Annotated in this window: 19 protein-coding genes; 14 read left to right on the top strand and 5 right to left on the bottom strand. The window is 65.3% G+C overall.

What is annotated here, in order from left to right:
• Positions 1–132 precede the first annotated feature (132 nt).
• The 10 genes from coxB (at position 133) to RIE31_06975 (ending at position 9,426) form a co-directional block, all read left to right on the top strand.
• Positions 133–999: a cytochrome c oxidase subunit II gene (coxB, locus tag RIE31_07020; GenBank protein ID MEQ8640338.1), complete on the top strand. Its 867-nt coding sequence runs from the start codon at positions 133–135 to the stop codon at positions 997–999.
• A 24-nt stretch (positions 1,000–1,023) separates the two neighbouring features.
• Positions 1,024–2,622 carry a cytochrome c oxidase subunit I gene (gene ctaD / locus RIE31_07015; GenBank protein ID MEQ8640337.1) on the top strand — a complete coding sequence of 533 codons (1,599 nt, stop codon included), beginning with the start codon at positions 1,024–1,026 and terminating at the stop codon, positions 2,620–2,622.
• Between the two features lie 147 nt (positions 2,623–2,769).
• Positions 2,770–3,624, top strand: a complete 855-nt coding sequence (locus RIE31_07010; protein ID MEQ8640336.1) for a heme o synthase — start codon at positions 2,770–2,772, stop codon at positions 3,622–3,624.
• Positions 3,621–3,758, top strand: coding sequence for a hypothetical protein (locus tag RIE31_07005; protein MEQ8640335.1), 138 nt, complete (start codon positions 3,621–3,623; stop codon positions 3,756–3,758). The genes RIE31_07010 and RIE31_07005 overlap by 4 nt, the downstream gene beginning before the upstream one ends.
• Positions 3,759–3,761: 3 nt before the next feature.
• Positions 3,762–4,391 carry a cytochrome c oxidase assembly protein gene (locus RIE31_07000; GenBank protein ID MEQ8640334.1) on the top strand — a complete coding sequence of 210 codons (630 nt, stop codon included), beginning with the start codon at positions 3,762–3,764 and terminating at the stop codon, positions 4,389–4,391.
• A gap of 23 nt (positions 4,392–4,414) precedes the next feature.
• A complete protein-coding gene (locus RIE31_06995; protein MEQ8640333.1) occupies positions 4,415–5,245 on the top strand; it encodes a cytochrome c oxidase subunit 3 in 831 nt (276 codons plus the stop codon).
• A 60-nt stretch (positions 5,246–5,305) separates the two neighbouring features.
• Entirely contained in the window at positions 5,306–6,022 is a 717-nt protein-coding gene (locus RIE31_06990) for an SURF1 family protein (protein MEQ8640332.1), read from the top strand.
• Positions 6,023–6,131: 109 nt separating this feature from the next.
• Entirely contained in the window at positions 6,132–7,541 is a 1,410-nt protein-coding gene (thrC, locus tag RIE31_06985) for a threonine synthase (protein MEQ8640331.1), read from the top strand.
• On the top strand, positions 7,538–8,827 hold the full coding sequence (locus RIE31_06980) for a pitrilysin family protein (GenBank protein MEQ8640330.1): 1,290 nt from the start codon (positions 7,538–7,540) through the stop codon (positions 8,825–8,827). The genes thrC and RIE31_06980 overlap by 4 nt, the downstream gene beginning before the upstream one ends.
• The gene (locus RIE31_06975; protein ID MEQ8640329.1) at positions 8,815–9,426 is read left to right on the top strand and encodes a GNAT family protein; all 612 of its coding nucleotides are present in this window, start codon (positions 8,815–8,817) and stop codon (positions 9,424–9,426) included. Before RIE31_06980 ends, RIE31_06975 begins: the two co-directional genes overlap by 13 nt.
• A gap of 17 nt (positions 9,427–9,443) precedes the next feature.
• Here the strand turns inward: RIE31_06975 and RIE31_06970 are convergent, their stop codons facing one another.
• Positions 9,444–10,028 (bottom strand): YqgE/AlgH family protein, encoded by a 585-nt coding sequence (locus tag RIE31_06970; protein ID MEQ8640328.1) that lies wholly within the window; start codon positions 10,026–10,028, stop codon positions 9,444–9,446.
• A 136-nt stretch (positions 10,029–10,164) separates the two neighbouring features.
• On the opposite strand from RIE31_06970, the gene RIE31_06965 reads away from it, so the two are divergent.
• Both RIE31_06965 and RIE31_06960 read left to right on the top strand, forming a co-directional pair.
• The gene (locus tag RIE31_06965) at positions 10,165–12,393 is read left to right on the top strand and encodes a protein-disulfide reductase DsbD family protein (GenBank protein ID MEQ8640327.1); all 2,229 of its coding nucleotides are present in this window, start codon (positions 10,165–10,167) and stop codon (positions 12,391–12,393) included.
• A 100-nt stretch (positions 12,394–12,493) separates the two neighbouring features.
• Positions 12,494–12,976, top strand: coding sequence for a peroxiredoxin (locus RIE31_06960; GenBank protein ID MEQ8640326.1), 483 nt, complete (start codon positions 12,494–12,496; stop codon positions 12,974–12,976).
• Here RIE31_06960 and rnhA read toward each other — a convergent pair.
• Genes rnhA through ispH form a run of 3 tightly spaced genes read right to left on the bottom strand, consistent with a single transcriptional unit; the run spans position 12,973 to position 15,400 of the window.
• The gene (gene rnhA / locus RIE31_06955; protein ID MEQ8640325.1) at positions 12,973–13,485 is read right to left on the bottom strand and encodes a ribonuclease HI; all 513 of its coding nucleotides are present in this window, start codon (positions 13,483–13,485) and stop codon (positions 12,973–12,975) included. The two genes, RIE31_06960 and rnhA, sit on opposite strands and share 4 nt — an antisense overlap.
• Positions 13,482–14,441, bottom strand: coding sequence for a homoserine kinase (locus tag RIE31_06950; protein ID MEQ8640324.1), 960 nt, complete (start codon positions 14,439–14,441; stop codon positions 13,482–13,484). Before RIE31_06950 ends, rnhA begins: the two co-directional genes overlap by 4 nt.
• A 14-nt stretch (positions 14,442–14,455) precedes the next feature.
• Entirely contained in the window at positions 14,456–15,400 is a 945-nt protein-coding gene (gene ispH / locus RIE31_06945) for a 4-hydroxy-3-methylbut-2-enyl diphosphate reductase (GenBank protein MEQ8640323.1), read from the bottom strand.
• A 143-nt stretch (positions 15,401–15,543) separates the two neighbouring features.
• Here ispH and RIE31_06940 point away from each other — a divergent pair, with 143 nt between their 5' ends.
• The gene (locus RIE31_06940; GenBank protein ID MEQ8640322.1) at positions 15,544–15,792 is read left to right on the top strand and encodes a CDGSH iron-sulfur domain-containing protein; all 249 of its coding nucleotides are present in this window, start codon (positions 15,544–15,546) and stop codon (positions 15,790–15,792) included.
• 33 nt (positions 15,793–15,825) lie between these two features.
• Positions 15,826–16,353 (top strand): hypothetical protein, encoded by a 528-nt coding sequence (locus RIE31_06935; GenBank protein ID MEQ8640321.1) that lies wholly within the window; start codon positions 15,826–15,828, stop codon positions 16,351–16,353.
• A gap of 97 nt (positions 16,354–16,450) precedes the next feature.
• Here RIE31_06935 and RIE31_06930 read toward each other — a convergent pair whose 3' ends face one another.
• Positions 16,451–16,948: a F0F1 ATP synthase subunit B gene (locus RIE31_06930; GenBank protein ID MEQ8640320.1), complete on the bottom strand. Its 498-nt coding sequence runs from the start codon at positions 16,946–16,948 to the stop codon at positions 16,451–16,453.
• Positions 16,949–16,951 lie beyond the last annotated feature (3 nt).

The raw sequence follows: 16,951 nt of genomic DNA, 5'->3' as shown, positions 1-16,951 counted from the left end.
TATCGCCCGCCGCAGGGGCGGCGATCAGGGACCCTCGGAGCCCGGCACCATACGGTCTGAGCGGTTCTTTCTTTGTGAGTGATTTCTGACGTTGCAGTGACACGAACTCCGGCAGGTCGAGAGATGACACGGATGAAGCAGTTCCGAGGCGCCCGCTGGGCGGGTTTGACCGCACTTGCCGGGTTGGCAGGGCTGGTCCTGGCACCGGGCGCGGCCAGCGCGGCTCAGCCGCATCCCTGGCAGCTCGGCTTTCAGGAGGCGGCGACGCCATTGATGGAGAGCGTTGTCAGCTTTCACAATCTTCTGCTGGTGATCATCAGCGTGATTACCGCGTTTGTGGCGCTGCTCATGCTCTATGTGGTGATCCGCTACAACAGCCGGACCAATCGCGAGCCGACGCGGACCAGCCACAACACGGTGCTGGAAATCCTGTGGACGGCGGTGCCGGTGCTGATCCTGCTGGTTATCGCCATCCCGTCTTTCCGCCTGCTGTTTCAGTCCGACATCATTCCCGAAGCGGACATGACGGTGAAGGCTACCGGCCACCAGTGGTACTGGTCGTATGAGTATCCCGATCACGGCGCCTTCGCCTTTGACGCTTTCCTGGTGGAGGACGAGGATCTGCAGCCGGGTCAGCCACGTTTGCTGGCGACCGACAATCACATTGTGGTGCCGGTCGGCGCCGTGGTGCGTCTGCAGGTGACCGCCAGCGACGTCCTGCATGCGTGGGCGGTTCCCGCCTTTGGCGTCAAAATCGACGCGGTGCCCGGACGGCTCAATGAAACCTGGTTCCAGGTCACTGAGCCTGGCCTTTACTATGGCCAGTGTTCGGAGCTGTGCGGGGTGCGCCACGGCTATATGCCGATTACCGTGGAGGCCGTCAGTCCGGCGGCGTTTGATGCGTGGGTGGCGGAGACCCAGGCGCGGCTGCTGCCCGCGGAATCCCTTCCCGACGATGCCGATACGGACGCCGCCGTTCGTCTCGCCAGCAACAACTAGCCTTCAGGCCAACGAGGACTCGCCATGACCTATTCCTCCGCCGTCGGCGATCACGACGATCACCACGACCACAAGCCGCCTTTCCTGCGGCGCTGGCTGTTCTCGACCAACCACAAAGACATCGGGACTCTGTATATCGTGTTCTCGCTGGTCGCCGGCATTATCGGCGCCCTGTTCTCGGTCCTGATGCGGGCGGAGTTGCAGTCGCCGGGACTGGATTTGGCGGCGGACGGCCAGGTGTGGAACGTGTGGATCACGGCGCACGGCCTGATCATGGTCTTCTTTCTGGTCATGCCGGCCCTGATCGGCGGTTTCGGCAACTGGATCGTGCCGTTGATGATAGGCGCGCCGGATATGGCCTTTCCGCGCCTCAACAATATCAGCTTCTGGCTGCTGGTGGCGGCGTTCGCGCTGCTGATCGTCTCGCCCTTTATCGGCCAGGGCGCCGGTACCGGCTGGACGGTCTACCCGCCTCTGTCGGCCGCAGGATCTCATCCCGGGCCGTCGGTGGACCTGGCGATTTTCGCCCTGCATCTGGGTGGCGCCTCATCCATTCTGGGCGCCATCAACTTCATCACGACCATCTTCAACATGCGCGCGCCGGGCCTGACCCTGCATCGTATGCCGTTGTTCTGCTGGTCGATTCTGGTCACCGCCTTTCTGCTGTTGCTGGCCCTGCCCGTGCTGGCCGGCGCCATCACCATGCTGCTGACGGATCGCAATTTCGGCACGTCGTTCTTTGATCCGGCCGGCGGCGGGGATCCACTGCTGTTTCAGCACCTGTTCTGGTTCTTCGGCCACCCGGAGGTCTACATCATGATCCTTCCGGCCTTTGGCATCGTCAGCCAGGTGATCTCCACTTTTGCCCGCAAGCCCGTGTTTGGTTATCTGGGCATGGCTTATGCCATGGTCGCCATCGGGGCCATCGGCTTCATCGTCTGGGCCCACCACATGTTCACGGTCGGTCTGGATGTGGACACCAAGGCCTATTTCGTCGCCGCCACCATGGTTATTGCGGTGCCGACGGGCATCAAGATCTTCAGTTGGATCGCCACCATGTGGGGCGGCTCCATGCGCTTTACGACGCCGATGCTGTTTGCACTCGGCTTCATCATCCTGTTTACCATCGGCGGTGTGACCGGTGTCGTTCTGGCCAATGCCGGGATCGACCATGCCATGCACGACACCTACTATGTGGTTGCCCACTTCCACTATGTGCTCAGCATGGGCGCGGTGTTCGGTATTTTCGCCGGGTTCTATTACTGGTTCCCGAAGATGACCGGCCGGACCTACAGCGAGATGCTTGGCAAGCTGCATTTCTGGCTGTTCTTCATTGGCGTCAATGTGGCCTTCTTCCCGCAGCACTTCCTGGGTCTCGCCGGTATGCCGCGACGTATCCCGGACTATCCCGACGCTTACGCCGGGTGGAACGAGGTGTCGTCATGGGGAGCCTATCTTTCGGCCCTGTCGACGGTCGTCTTCCTCGCCATGCTGGTTCATGCTTTTGCTGCGGGCCGCAAGGCGCAGGGCAATCCGTGGGGGGCCGGCGCGACCACTCTGGAATGGACCCTGCCGTCGCCGCCCCCGTTCCATCAGTTTGAGGAACTGCCACGCGTCCGCTAGGCGCACGGAGGTCATGATCGCCGTGACACCCCTGTCTTCCTTTCCGGCTTTGGCAGCCCAGCCATGAGCGGCGCGTTTGACACCGGTCTGCCGGCCGCCCGGGATGGCGGGCTGTGGTCGGTGCCATTGGCTATCGGTCGGCGGCTTATGGACTATGGCCGGTTGCTGAAACCGCGGGTCATGTCGCTGGTGGTGTTCACCGGTCTTGTCGGGCTGGTGGCGGCGCCGGGCACCGTTGCGCCGTACACGGCCCTGATCGCCATCGCCTGTATCGCCATCGGAGCCGGGGCGGCCGGCGCGCTGAACATGTGGTACGACCGCGACATTGATTCGGTAATGGCGCGGACCCGCAACCGCCCCCTGCCGGCCGGCCGGGTGAGCGCGGCCGAAGCACTGGTTCTGGGGTCTGTCCTGGCAGCCGGCGCCGTTGCGGTCATGGCCATTACGGTCAACGGACTGGCGGCCGCCCTGCTGGCGGTTACGGTGCTGTTCTATGTTCTCGTCTACACCATGTGGCTGAAGCGCCGCACACCACAGAATATCGTCATCGGCGGCGCTGCCGGCGCCCTGCCGCCGGTGATCGGCTGGGCCGCTGCCACCGGCGCTATCGGGCTGATGCCACTGGCTCTGTTTGCCATCATTTTCCTCTGGACGCCGCCGCATTTCTGGGCACTGGCTCTGGTCCGGTCCGGCGACTATGAGCGGGCCGGGGTGCCCATGATGCCGGTTGTCCGGGGGCGTCAGGCCACCCGCCGGCAGATCATGCTCTATGCCGTGCTTCTGGCCCCGGCCAGCCTTGCGCCGCTGGCGCTGGGCGCTGGCTGGTTCTATGGGGCCAGCGCCGTAGTGCTCAATCTCATGTTTATCCGGGCGGCGTGGCGTATCTGGCGGACCGATGATGCGGGCCATGCCCGACGGCTGTTTGGCTTTTCGATCCTGTATCTGTTCCTGATCTTCGCCATTCTGATGGCCGAGTCGCTGGTTTCCGGGGGGGTGGCATGATGGCCAGGACCGCGTCGTCAGAGTCTGATCGGGACGACGCGGTGCGGCTTCGCCGCCGCAACCGGCGTGTGCTGGCGGTCCTGGTTTTGATCGTTGTCGGCCTTTATGTGGCCGGCATGGTCAAGATGGCCTGAGCGATGACCGGTCGCCGCTCCTTGCCTGCGAACCGGCGCCTGATGGTGCTGCTGCTGGGCGTCGCCTTCGCCATGGTCGGCGCGTCCTTCGCCGCAGTGCCGGCCTATAATGCGTTCTGTCGTCTGACCGGCTTTGGCGGCACACCGCAACGGGCCGATGCGGCGCCGGCGGCGCCGACCGGCGATGGGCCGGTGGTTACCGTGCGCTTCAATGCGGACGTGGATCCGGAACTGGCCTGGACCTTTGAAACGCCGGATGCGCCGGTCCATTTGCGACTCGGCGAATCGCGGCTGGTCGCCTACCGCGTGCGCAATACCTCTGACCATACACTGATCGGCACAGCCGCCTTTAATGTAGCGCCGGCCAAGGCAGGGCTCTATTTCAACAAGGTGCAGTGCTTCTGTTTCAGCGAACAGCGGTTGGAGCCTGGTCAGGAGGCGGAAATGCCGGTGGTGTTCTTTGTCGATCCGGCCATCGCCGACGACAACCGCACCTACGATGTGACCACCATCACCCTGTCCTACACATTCTTTCTGGCTGAAGATCTGGGCCCGCCGGATGGCCAGCCATCCCCTGCCGATGTTGCCCGCGTCCGGACGACGGACCAGGCAACAGTCGCAATCACGAACTGACGCCCAAACGAGGGACGAGAGACATGGACCACGCCGAGCTTTCCTACGAATCCACAGGGCGCAAGCATCCCTACCATTTGGTAGAGCCGAGCCCGTGGCCGCTGGTCGGCGCGCTGGCGGCCGGCCTGACCGCTGCCGGGCTGGTGGTGTTCATGCACACCGGCGCCTTCTGGTTGTTGATAATCGGCGGCTTGCTGGTCGCCGCAACCATGATCGTGTGGTGGCGCGATGTGGTGGAAGAGGCGACCTTCCGCCGCTTGCACACCAAGGTGGTGCAGATCGGCCTGCGCTATGGCATGGCGCTGTTTATCGCCTCTGAGGTCATGTTTTTCTCCGCCTTTTTCTGGGCCTTCTTCGGCGCCAGCCTGTTCCCCACAGAGGCGATTGGCGGGGTGTGGCCGCCGGAAGGGATGACGGTCTTCCGCGCCTTCGACATACCCTTCCTCAATACGCTGATCCTGCTTACCTCCGGCGTGACGGTGACCTGGGCCCACCACGCCATTCTGGAGGGGCATCAGCGCTCTGCCGTGCAGGCGCTGGTGCTGACCGTCGTGCTGGGCATGACCTTCACTGCCTTGCAGGTTTTTGAATACGGGGTAGCGCCCTTCGGCTTCACAGATGGCATCTATGCCTCGGTCTTCTACATGGCGACCGGCTTTCATGGCTTTCATGTGCTGGTGGGCACCATCTTCCTTGGCGTCTGTCTGTTCCGGGCCAAGGCCGGCCATTTCAAGCCGGACCAGCACGTGGGCTTCGAGGCCGCCGCGTGGTACTGGCACTTCGTTGATGTGGTCTGGCTCTTCCTCTTCGTCTGCGTTTATTGGTGGGGCAACGCTGGCGGCATTTATCACTAGCCGCCGTCTGGCGCACGCCGCCGACAGGCCGGTCGCGCACCAGCGCCGGGCCTGAACGGCGTGGGGCGGTTCGCTGGATTTATCGCCTTCATGGCCATCGCCATGGTGCTGTTTGTGGCGCTTGGTCTATGGCAGGTGCAGCGTCTGGCCTGGAAGCAGGAGGTGATCGCCGACCGTGCGGCGGTCCTTGCCGCCGCGCCGCTGCCGGTGGAGCGTCTGGCCGCCCTGCAGGTCACGGCGGCGGATTTTCATCCGGCCACCGCCAGCGGTCGCTACCTGCAGAGTGCGGACCTTCTGTTGCACGGTCAGGTGCTGGGCGGTCAGCTCGGTGTCCGCGTTCTGACGCCACTGGTTATGGCCGATGGGCGCGCGATTCTGGTGGAGCGCGGCTGGCTGGCGCAGGGGACGCGGACAACCGACAGCATTGCCGTTCCGCCGCCGCCGGACGGGCTGGTTCTGGTCGATGGACGCTATCGGGTCCTGCGGCCGGCGACCGGCCTGGCCCGCCAGTTCCGGCCCGACAATCAGCCGGACGCGGGCATCTGGTATCATGTGGACACCACGGCCATGGCGGCGGCGACACGGACCACCCTTCTACCAGGTGTCCTGCTGGCCGATGGCGGCGCCCCCGGCGTTCTGGCCCGGCGCGTCGCGGTCGACCCGTCCCTGCCCAACAATCATCTTGGCTATGCGCTGACCTGGTTTGGCCTGGCCTTGACCACCCTGGTTATGACCGTGATCTCGATCATTCGCCGCCGCCGCGGCGGCGCTGCCTGAGCATGGCGGCCGGCGGCCAGCCGCATGTCCCGGTGGATGGACCACCCCGGCGGATAGCGCTAAGAGAGGGGCTGTGCGTGGCCGGGGTCGCGCGCCCAGGAGGACCGATTTGCGCTATGTGAGCACCCGGGGCCAGGCTCCGGTTCTGGATTTCTCCGAGGTATTGCTGGCCGGTCTCGCCCGTGACGGCGGTCTCTACCTGCCTGAATCCTGGCCGCGCCTTAATGCCAGCCAGATTTCCCACTGGCGCGGCCTGTCCTATGGCGCCCTGGCGAAGGCCGTCATGACGCCCTTTGTCGGCACGGCCATTGCCCCGGCGACGCTGGAGAGAATCGTTGATGAGGCCGTAGCGGAGTTCGGCCACCCGGCGGTGGCGCCGCTGGTGCAGCTCGATGCCAATCTCTGGCTGATGGAGCTGTTTCACGGCCCGACGCTTGCCTTCAAGGACTATGCGCTGCAACTGGTGGGGCGCCTGTTCGACCATGTGCTGGCGGAACGTGGCCGACGCATCACCATCGTCACGGCGACTTCCGGCGATACGGGGTCGGCGGCCATCGAGGCGTGCCGTGATCGCGCGGCCATCGATATTTTTGTGCTGCACCCCAAGGGCCGGGTCAGCGAGGTGCAGCGACGGCAAATGACCACCGTTGACGCGCCCAATGTCCACAACATCGCCATCGACGGAACCTTCGACGATTGCCAGGACCTGGTCAAAGCGCTGTTCGCCGACCTGGCGTTCGCGGACGAGGTTGGCCTGAGCGCCGTCAATTCCATTAACTGGGCCCGGATCATGGCCCAGATCGTCTACTACGTCTGGGCCGGCCTTGCTCTCGGCGCGCCGGACCGGCCCGTTGCCTTCGCCGTGCCTACCGGTAATTTCGGCAATGTCTATGCCGGCCACGTAGCGGCGCACATGGGTTTGCCGGTGAACAGGTTGATCATCGGCAGCAACCGTAATGACATCCTGGCGCGCTTTCTGACAAGTCAGGGAAGAATGGAGACGCGGCCGGTCGAGCCCAGTCTCAGCCCCAGTATGGACATTCAGGTGTCGAGCAATTTTGAGCGCCTGCTGTTTGAAACGCTGGATCGCGACGGTACGGCGGTCGATGTGACCATGAAACAGTTTCGCACCGATGGCCGGCTCGACGTCTCTGCCGACCGCTTCGAGGCGATCCGCCGTGAATTTTCCGGCGCGCGTGTCAGCGACGAAGAGACTCTGGCCACGATCCGTCGGGTTCATGATAAGAGCGGCATCTTGCTCGATCCGCACACGGCGGTCGGGCTGGCCGCCGGTCTTGCCTGCCGCCCGGCGGCGGACATTCCGGTTGTGTGTCTGGCCACGGCCCACCCGGCCAAATTTCCCGATGCGGTAGAGAAGGCGACCGGTGTGCGCCCGTCGCTACCGCCGCGTCTGGCCGATCTTTTTGAGCGGGCCGAGACCTGCGACAGCCTGGCCAATGATGTGGACCGGCTGCGCCGGTATATCCGCAGCACACTCGGCTGCAGCCGGGCGGCATGACCGGCGCGTCGGAATCCATTGAGGTTTCGCGCCTCGATAATGGTCTGGTGGTGGCTACCGATCACCTGGACAGCGTCGATTCCGTGGCGCTTGGACTATGGATCGGCCGCGGTACCCGTGACGAAACGGCGGATGTTTGCGGTGTTGCCCATCTTGTGGAGCATATGGTGTTCAAGGGTACGGAGCGGCGCACCGCCCGCGATATCGCCGAACAGATCGAGGCGGTCGGCGGATCGCTGGACGCCTATACATCCCGTGAGCACACCTCTTTTCAGGCGCGTATCCTGCGCGACGATGTGGACCTGGCGCTTGATCTGATTGGCGACATGGTCTGTCACAGCCGCCTGACGGAAGCCGATCTGATGGTGGAGCGCACGGTCGTACTGCAGGAGATTGCACAGGTTGCCGACACGCCGGACGACATTATCGGCGATCATTTTCACCAGGCGGCGTTCGCCGGACAGTCCTTCGGCTGGCCGATCCTGGGCAGCAGCGCCAGCGTGTCGGCGTTGGACAGGTCGGCCGTCGCTGGCTTTGTAGCGCAACATTATGGCGCCGATGTTTCAGTTGTCGCGGCGTCGGGTCGTATCGACCATGAGGCGTTCCGCCGCTCTGTCGAACGCACCATCGGCGCCATGCCGTCCGCCCGGCCATCGCCGTCGACGCGCGCGCACTACACCGGCGGGAACTTCCGTCAGGACGATGCGCTGGAGCAGGTGCAGCTTGCTATTGGCTTTCCCGGCCTTGCGGCCCGCGACCCGGACCGGGTGGCGCTTGGTCTGTATGCCGCGCTGCTGGGCGGCGGCATGTCATCCCGTCTGTTCCAGGAAATCCGCGAGGAACTGGGCCTGGTTTACGCTATTTCCAGTCACCATTCGGCCTATTCCGACTGCGGTATGCTGTCGATCCACGCGGGAACCGACGCCGCCGATCTGCCGCGGTTGATTCCGGCACTGGCCGACAGTGTGCGGCGAAGTCTGGATGATTTGGGCGACGCGGAGGTCGAGCGGGCCCGGGTGCAGGCGCGGGCCGGCCTGCTGATGAGTCTGGAAGGACCGGGCGGGCGGGCTGACCGCCTGGCCGGACATGTGCTGACCTTTGGCCACGTGCTGAGCAAGGATGACATGCTGGGGCGCCTGGCGGCGGTGACCAGGGATGACATCTTGCGGGTTGCCCGGCGGACGGTGGCGCAGCCCATGACGTTTGCCGCACTCGGGCGAATCGGTGGGCTTGAGCCCTATGACCAGATCCGCGAGCGGATGGGAGCAGCGTCGTGCTTCGCCTGATTCGCAGCCCGGCGCCGGCGATGCCGGATCTGCGTCTGGTATGTGGTCACACCTATATCCGACCGCCGCATGATCGTGACTGGTCGGCCTGGGCAGAACTGCGCAATGGGTCGCGCGCCTTTCTTATGCCGTGGGAGCCCACATGGCCGGCGGACGCGCTCAGTCGTGACTATTTTCGTCGCCGCCTGCGCCAGCAGACGCAGGACTGGCGCGATGACCTTGCCTACAGCTTCTTCCTGTTCCGGGTGGAGGATGACGCGATCATCGGTGGCATCAATGTTTCCAACGTCCGTCGCGGTGTCGCCCAGACAGCAAGCCTCGGCTATTGGGTCGGTGCCGCCCAGGCCCGCAACGGTCACATGTCACGGGCCCTGGCCGCGGTCATCCACTACAGCTTCGACCGGCTGGCCCTGCACCGGCTGGAAGCGGCGTGCCTGCCGGACAATGAGGCCAGCGCCGGCCTGCTGCTGAAGTGCGGCTTCAGGGAAGAGGGGTTTGCGCGACGCTATTTGCGGATCAATGGTGCGTGGGCCGACCATCGCCTGTTCGCATTGCTGGCCGATGATCCCCGTCCGCCAGGCAAAGTGATAATGGCCTGAGCGGCCACCGGCAGGTCTCAGGCGTGGCCCGCCTCGCCGGACAGGGCGGAGGGCGAAATGCCGAGCGTGGCCAGGGCCGCGGTCCACTTGCGATCATCATCGGCGTTGAAGACCAGGCTGGCGTCGGCTGGCACTGTCAGCCAGCCATTGGCCTGCAGTTCCGATTCCAGTTGTCCCGGCCCCCAGCCGGCGTAGCCGAGCGCCAGCAGGTGCTGACGTGGACCAGCACCGGTGGCGATAGCCCGCAGGATGTCCAGCGTCGCGGTCATGGCAATGCCGGTGCCGACGACCATCGAGCTGTCCTGTACAAAGTCGTCGCTGTGCAGCACGAAGCCGCGACCGGACTCGACGGGTCCGCCGAAGTGGACCCGGATCTGGTCATTGATGGCGCCACTGTCAACATCGAGCTGTTTCAGCAAATCGCGGAATGTGAGGTCTTCCAGCAGGCGGTTGACCACAACGCCCATGGCGCCATCCTTGGTGTGCGCGCACATGTAGATCACGGTGCGTTCAAAACGGGGGTCGCCCATCTGGGGCATGGCCACCAGAAGCTGGCCGACTAACCAGCCAGGCTCGGCCTGGCTATTGCGTGAATCCGGCATGGGGACCTCCCTTCGCTATGGCGTCGGTACAAGGCCTTTCCGGTGCCCGCTGCGGCGGGCCCGACGGTTCGCTCGCGAACGACTAACGGAGAACTGATCTCCTGACTCCACATCCTGACTGATAGACTATAGGACGATGGTAAACAAACTCTCCATATGCCTGGTTCGCTGGGTGGCCGGGGCGGCGCTGGCGTTGCTCGTGTCCGTATCCGTCGCCTACCCTGCGGTGGCACAGGACAGCGCGCAAGCCGGCGAGCAGACCGGCATAGGCGGCCTGGCGCCAGTGGCGCCATGGCCGGCCGCCACATCGGCTGACAGCGCGCCGGCGGTCGGCCCATGGGTCAGCTTTGACGAAAGTCGCGTTCGTCTGGTGTCCGCCGTAACCGGTACGGGTGCGGCGCAAGAGCTGCGCTTTGGCCTGCAATTTGAACTGGCCAGCGGCTGGAAGACCTATTGGCGCACACCGGGCGATGCGGGCTTTCCGCCGCAGCCGGACTGGTCCGCGTCGCGCAATGTGGAGACTGTCGCCTTTCATTGGCCGGCGCCGGAGCGCTTCTCGGTCCTTGGACTGGAGACCCTGGGCTATAAGGACGCGGTGGTGTTTCCGCTTCGGGTGCGGCCGCTCACAATTGGCGATGCCGTCACTCTGGCGGCGGACGTGCGCTATCTGGCCTGTGACGAGGTATGCATCCCGCGTAGCGCCAGCCTGTCCCTTCACCTACCCGCGGCGCCGGCCGATCCCGGTGTGGCATTCCGTGACATTGGCCGGGCCGAGGCGCGGCTGCCGGTGCCGCCGGAAAACGCCGGCCTGACGGTCGATGTGCTGCAGGCGGTAGAGGCAGCGGGCGCACTGCGGTTGCAGGCGGTCGTGCGATCGGCAACGCCGCTGGTGGCGCCGGACCTGTTTGTTGAGGGACTGGCCCGGCCGGTCTTCAGCCGGCCTGACATCCGCTTTGGCGAGGGTCGCCGCTCGGCCCTGCTGGAGCTGGACCTGCCCGCCGGCGCCCTGGCGGACGACGCCACCCTGTTTGTGACCATGACCGATGGCGGTCGGGCGGTGGAAACCGAACGCCAGGTGGTGCTGGCGGCGACTCCGGTGGCCTTCGCCGGCGCCTCACTGGCCACTGCATTGCCCGGCATCGGTCTGCTGGCCATCGCCTTCCTCGGTGGCCTCATTCTCAATCTCATGCCGTGCGTCCTGCCGGTCCTGTCCATCAAGGTTGCCGGGGTGGCGCGCCACGGCGGCGGGTCAGGGGCGGAGGTGAGAGCCTCTTTCCTGGCAACGGCGGCCGGCATTGTCCTGTCCTTTCTGGCGTTGGCCGGTCTTGCCCTTGGCCTGCGCCAGGCCGGGCTGGCGGTTGGCTGGGGGATTCAGTTTCAGCAGCCGCTGTTTCTGATTGCCATGGCGGTCATCGTCACGCTGTTCGCCGCCAATCTCTGGGGGCTGTTCGAAATCCGTCTGCCGGGCGGCATGTCCGGCGCCATGGCGCGGGCCGGTGGCAAGCCGGGGCTGGTCGGTGATACGGCCACCGGCGCTTTCGCCACCTTGCTGGCGACGCCGTGCTCGGCGCCCTTTGTCGGCACCGCTCTCGGATTTGCCTTGAGCGGCGGCGCCGCCACCATCTTCCCGACGTTCTTCGCCATGGGCCTCGGCCTGGCCACTCCGTATCTGCTGGTGGCGGCCCTGCCACGGCTGGTGACAGCTCTGCCCAAACCGGGCGCGTGGATGGTATGGTTGCGGCGCATCATGGCTGTGGCCCTGGCCGTCACGGCGGCGTGGCTGCTCAGTGTGCTGCAGGCACAGGCGGGTCCGCTAGCGGCCATCGTTGTGACGAGCTCTCTTATGGTCATGGTCGGCGGTCTCGCGCTCTGGCGCTGGTTTGCCGGGCGGGACAAAGGCCGGGGTCTGCGCCTGGCGGCCGTGGCCGTCGCCGCCATTGGTTTGGCCGGGGCCTTTGCGGCACCGACCGTCGAGTCCCGGCCGGCCGCGCCGCCCACAGGTGTGCTGACAGCGGCCACGTGGCAATCACTGGATCTGGTTGAAATCCGCTTCCTGGTGGCCGAAGGCAAGTTGGTCCTGGTGGACGTCACGGCCGACTGGTGCATCACCTGTCAGGTCAACAAGGCAACAGTTCTCGATCGTTCGCCGATTGTGGATATTCTGGCCGATGGTTCGGTTACTGCCATGCGGGCGGACTGGACCAGTCCAAACCCCGCTGTATCGGACTATCTGGCCAGCTTCGGTCGCTATGGCATTCCGTTCAATGCGGTCTATGGACCGGGAGCGCCGGACGGGTTGGCTCTGCCGGAGCTGCTGACGCCGGGGATCGTCACGAATGCCCTGGCCGAGGCGGCGGGCGGCTGAGAGTATTTTTCGTCCCTACTGGACGATGGCGCGGCACGATCTATCTTCCTGATGTCCATCAATGGCCGGCACGCCCGGCTGCTATCCAGGGAGTGGCCGAATGATCAAGCTTGGCGAGTCTGTTCCCGACGTGACCGTGCGCCGCATGGGCGCCGATGGCCGGCCCGAAGCGGTTTCGGTCAAAGACCTGCTGGGACCGGGCAAGTCTGTTCTGTTTGCCGTACCGGGAGCCTTTACGCCGACCTGCTCCAACCGTCATCTTCCGGGTTTCGTTGCCCAGGCCGACGCCCTGAAGGCCAGGGGCGTTGACCACGTGATCTGTATGTCCGTCAATGATGCTTTCGTTATGGATGCGTGGGGTCGCGCCCATCAGGCCGACGGCAAAGTGGAGATGGTTGCCGATGGCAATGCCGATCTGGCCCGCGCTCTGGGCCTGGCGGCGGATGCCAGCGGCTTCGGCATGGGGCAACGGGCGCAACGATTTGCCATGATCGTCGACGGTGGCAAGGTGACCCATCTGGCGGTTGATGCACCCGGTACCTTCGAGGCGTCCAGCGCAGAAGCGGTGCTGCGAGCGCTTTAGTCGCCCTGATCGCCGGACCCGGCGGAGGTTGTGGCCGGGGACTCCGGCCAGAGAATAGCGGCGCGGGCCAGAGCGTCCGCCCGCTCGTTCTCGGGATGGCCGGTGTGGCCACGGACCCAGCGCCAGGTCACCGTGTGATGGGCTATGGCCTGCTCCAGACGCTCCCACAGGTCGCGATTGCGCACGGGCTGGCGCGACGCTGTGCGCCAGCCATTGCGCTTCCAGCCGGTAAGCCATTTTGTCATGCCGTCGCGCAGATAGGTGCTGTCGGTGTGGATCACAACCGTCACCGGCCGGCTCAGAGTCTCAAGCGCCACAATGGCCGCCATCATCTCCATGCGATTGTTGGTGGTCGCGGTCTCGCCGCCGGACATCTCGCGTTCATGAGAGTTCCAACGGAGGATGGCACCCCACCCACCGGGTCCGGGATTGCCGCTGCACGCCCCATCGGTGAACACATGCACGACGCCGGCCGGCGCGCCGTCAGTGTCAGGTTGATCGGTGGTCACAGGCCGTAGGCGTCCGGGCCGGCGACTGTCTGATGGAATGCCAGCCGGGCCACATAGTCGAGCGGGTCCTTGGGCTGGACGAAGGCGCCGGGCGCGTGATTCAGCCAGTCGAACAGACGCGTCAGCAAAAACCGCAGGGCGCTGCCGCGGGCCAGCACCGGCATGGCGGCCGTCTCGGCCTCGCTCAGCGGGCGCACCGCGCCATAAGCGTGCATAAGCCGGCGCGCCCGCCCGGCGACAAATTGATGGTCGGCGTTAAAGCACCAGGCATTGAGGCAAATGGCCAGGTCATAGGCCAGGAAGTCGTTGCAGGCGAAGTAGAAATCGATCACGCCGGATATCCGGCCATCGAGAAAGAAAACATTGTCGGGGAACAGGTCGGCGTGAATGACACCAGCCGGCAGGTCGGCCGGCCAGTGTTGCGACAGCCATGAGAGTTCGTCGTCGATCATCCGGGCGAGGCCCGGCCGCACCGTATCGGCGCCGGCGGCGCAGGCCGCGGCCAGATCGGCCCAGCCGGCGAGAGACAGGTCGTTGGGTCGTTGCATGGTGAAACCCGCGCCCGCCTGGTGCAGGCGCGCGACGGCGGCGCCCACTTCCGCACAATGGCCGCAGTCGATGGATCGTGGCCACACACCGGGCAGGAAAGTGACGATCGCCGCCGGCCGCCCGGCAAGTGTGCGCAGGGCCTGGCCATCGCGACCGTGTACCGGAGTCGGGCAGGCAAAGCCCTGTTCCGCGAGATGGTCCATCAGAGAAAGGAAGTAGGGCAGATCGGATTGACGCACCCGTTTCTCGTAGAGGGTGAGGATGTAGCTGCCGCGGTCGGTTTGCAGCAGATAGTTGGAGTTTTCCACACCTTCCGCGATGCCCTTGAAGGCGACCGCCCCGCCCAGGGCATAGTCGCGCAGAAAAGCCGCCAGGGCATCGTCAGTGACTTCGGTATAAACGGCCACGTCGCCGATCCGGTTCAGTCAGCCAACGCGCGCGGCAGCCTGAAGTGCACGTCCTCGCGGCGGACCGTGACCTCTTCTACCGTGACCGCATAGCGCTCGCGGCAGGCGGCAAGCAGCTCGCTGACAAGCCATTCCGGCGCCGAGGCGCCGGCAGTAACGCCAAGTATGGTCACGCCGTCAAGTCGCGACCAGGGCATATCGGCGGCGCGCGGCACCAGGAAGGCATCGGCACCAGCACGCCGGGCCACCTCTACCAGGCGCACGGAATTGGATGAGTTGCCGGCGCCGATGACAGCTATGGCCTGGGCCCGTCCGGCAATCGCCTTCACCGCCTCCTGGCGGTTGGTGGTGGCGTAGCAAATGTCTTCACGGCGCGGCCCGGTGATTGCCGGAAAGCGCCGGTGCAGAACGGCGACAATGTCCGCTGTGTCGTCCACCGACAGGGTGGTCTGGGTCGCATAGGCGACGGCCTCAGGGTCCGGCACCGCAACGGTCTCCGCTGCCGCCACGCTGTCCACCAGGGTGACCGCACCCGGTGGCAACTGGCCGGTCGTACCGACCACTTCAGGATGGCCGTCATGACCAACCAGGATCACATGACGACCGGCCGCATGGTGGTGCTCTGCTTCGCGGTGGACCTTGCTGACCAGCGGGCAGGTGGCGTCAAGATAGAATATCTTGCGTCGTTGCGCTTCGGCGGGCACGGCCTTGGGTACGCCATGGGCGGAAAAGACCACCGGTGCGTCACCATCCGGCACCTCGTCCAGTTCGTCGACGAACACCGCCCCCTTGGCCGCCAGGGCATCGACGACGGCGCGGTTGTGGACAATTTCGTGGCGCACATAGACCGGCGGGCCATAACGCTCCAGCGCCCGTTCGACGATCTGGATGGCGCGGTCCACGCCGGCGCAGAAGCCGCGCGGAGCGGCCAGATGAATGGTCAGGGATGGTCGGATCATGCCGGCGGTGATTTGGGTCCAGGTGGCGCCACGGGCCGGACGCGCCTCGGCTTGTAGGGGGCGGGCGGCCTTTCTAGACTGACCTGCAGGCCGGTTCGGTCACCGAGCAAGCTAACCCAAGCCCCCGAAGGACGAAAGCAGCCATGTCCGATCCCGTCATCGCTCAGCGCGGCCCCTATGCTGTGCCGGTTCAGGCCGGTCAGCGCTATTTCTGGTGCCGCTGCGGCCGCAGCACCAAGCAGCCGTTCTGTGATGGCTCCCATGCCGGAACGGCGTTTACACCGCTGCCCTATGAGGCCAAGGACGACAAGACCCTGTATTTCTGCGGCTGTAAGCGCACCGCGAACCAGCCACTGTGCGACGGCAGCCACAACACCCTGCCGGCGGCCTGACCGGTGGCGGCATCTGGGACAGGGCGGCGGCCCATGCGGATGGTCCTTCTGGGGCTGGCCGCCGCAATCCTGACAGCCTGCTCCAACCTGCCGCTGACCGGAAAGGCATCAGAGGACGTTGTCTGTCCGGACGTGCTGATCGTACCGGATGCTGGGACTCTGGTTCTTTTTACGGTGGGCGGTGGGCCGGATCTGACCGATGCGGTGCTGCTGGGCCAGATGCGCAATTTTTCCGGCAACTGTGTCACCCAGGCCAGTGAGGGCCGCCTGGTCCTGGACATGACGGCGCGGATCGGCCTGGAAAAGGGGCCGGCCCACACCGGTGCGCCGGCGTCATTTTCCTATTTCGTTGCCGTGGTCCGCAAGGACGGCACCCTGCTCAACAAGGCGGTGTTTGAGAGCGAGGTAACGTTCGGCGAATCCAACGTGATGACAGCCGTAGAAGAGCTGGAGCAGATCATTCCCCTGGCCGACCTGTCGACCGCCGGCCAGCTCTCTGTCCTGATCGGATTTCAGTTGACGCCGGAGCAGCTCGAATACAACCGGTTGCGCGGCGGCTGAGGGCCCGGTGGCAGGATCGCCGCCGCCCGGTAGCCCGGAGTGACCGCTACACCGCGAGCCAGGCGCCCAACTCAGCCCACCCGGTCAAGCTACCCGGTCAGGCCGCCGTGACCCGGTCCGGCAGCTGGCTGATGGTCTCGCGGACCAGGCTCCGGTCAAGCTGCGCGGCGGCTTCTGCCGCCAGCAGCGTGCGGGCGGCATCCACCGCCAAATCAATGGCGGCCGCACGAACATGCTGGCGCGCTGCGTCTTCGGCCTGGGCGATGCGGTCCCTGGCCTGCGCCTCCCGTCGGGCCAGGCTGTCTTCCATCTGGCGGGTCAGGCGCTCCTGCAGGCGGCCGGCCTCTTCAGCGGCCTGAGCGACAATGGTCTCCGCCTCGCGCGCCGCATCGTGCTGCCGGCGCTGATATTCCGCCAGGGCATGCTGGGCTTCCTCGCGCAGTTTGCGGGCGTTGTCGATCTCGCTGCGGATGGCTGCCGTCCGGGTGTCAAGGAAGCCGAGAATGGCCCTCTTTCCCGGTCGCCAGACAATCAGCAGGAAGATGACAAAGCCGATGGCGACCCAGAATGAGGTGTCGTGCAGCAGGGCGTCCATGGT

This window comes from Alphaproteobacteria bacterium (assembly GCA_040218575.1).
Lineage (GTDB): Bacteria > Pseudomonadota > Alphaproteobacteria > JAVJRE01 > JAVJRE01 > JAVJRE01.
This window is presented reverse-complemented; position numbering and strand designations above follow the sequence as displayed.

What these genes read in the sequence shown, in the direction of transcription:
- coxB (MEQ8640338.1), top strand. Translation starts at nt 133, where the DNA reads ATGAAGCAGTTCCGAGGCGCCCGCTGGGCGGGTTTGACCGCACTTGCC.
- ctaD (MEQ8640337.1), top strand. Translation starts at nt 1,024, where the DNA reads ATGACCTATTCCTCCGCCGTCGGCGATCACGACGATCACCACGACCAC.
- RIE31_07010 (MEQ8640336.1), top strand. Translation starts at nt 2,770, where the DNA reads ATGGACTATGGCCGGTTGCTGAAACCGCGGGTCATGTCGCTGGTGGTG.
- RIE31_07005 (MEQ8640335.1), top strand. Translation starts at nt 3,621, where the DNA reads ATGATGGCCAGGACCGCGTCGTCAGAGTCTGATCGGGACGACGCGGTG.
- RIE31_07000 (MEQ8640334.1), top strand. Translation starts at nt 3,762, where the DNA reads ATGACCGGTCGCCGCTCCTTGCCTGCGAACCGGCGCCTGATGGTGCTG.
- RIE31_06995 (MEQ8640333.1), top strand. Translation starts at nt 4,415, where the DNA reads ATGGACCACGCCGAGCTTTCCTACGAATCCACAGGGCGCAAGCATCCC.
- RIE31_06980 (MEQ8640330.1), top strand. Translation starts at nt 7,538, where the DNA reads ATGACCGGCGCGTCGGAATCCATTGAGGTTTCGCGCCTCGATAATGGT.
- RIE31_06970 (MEQ8640328.1), bottom strand. Translation starts at nt 10,028, where the DNA reads ATGCCGGATTCACGCAATAGCCAGGCCGAGCCTGGCTGGTTAGTCGGC.
- RIE31_06965 (MEQ8640327.1), top strand. Translation starts at nt 10,165, where the DNA reads ATGGTAAACAAACTCTCCATATGCCTGGTTCGCTGGGTGGCCGGGGCG.
- RIE31_06960 (MEQ8640326.1), top strand. Translation starts at nt 12,494, where the DNA reads ATGATCAAGCTTGGCGAGTCTGTTCCCGACGTGACCGTGCGCCGCATG.
- ispH (MEQ8640323.1), bottom strand. Translation starts at nt 15,400, where the DNA reads ATGATCCGACCATCCCTGACCATTCATCTGGCCGCTCCGCGCGGCTTC.
- RIE31_06940 (MEQ8640322.1), top strand. Translation starts at nt 15,544, where the DNA reads ATGTCCGATCCCGTCATCGCTCAGCGCGGCCCCTATGCTGTGCCGGTT.
- RIE31_06935 (MEQ8640321.1), top strand. Translation starts at nt 15,826, where the DNA reads ATGCGGATGGTCCTTCTGGGGCTGGCCGCCGCAATCCTGACAGCCTGC.
- RIE31_06930 (MEQ8640320.1), bottom strand. Translation starts at nt 16,948, where the DNA reads ATGGACGCCCTGCTGCACGACACCTCATTCTGGGTCGCCATCGGCTTT.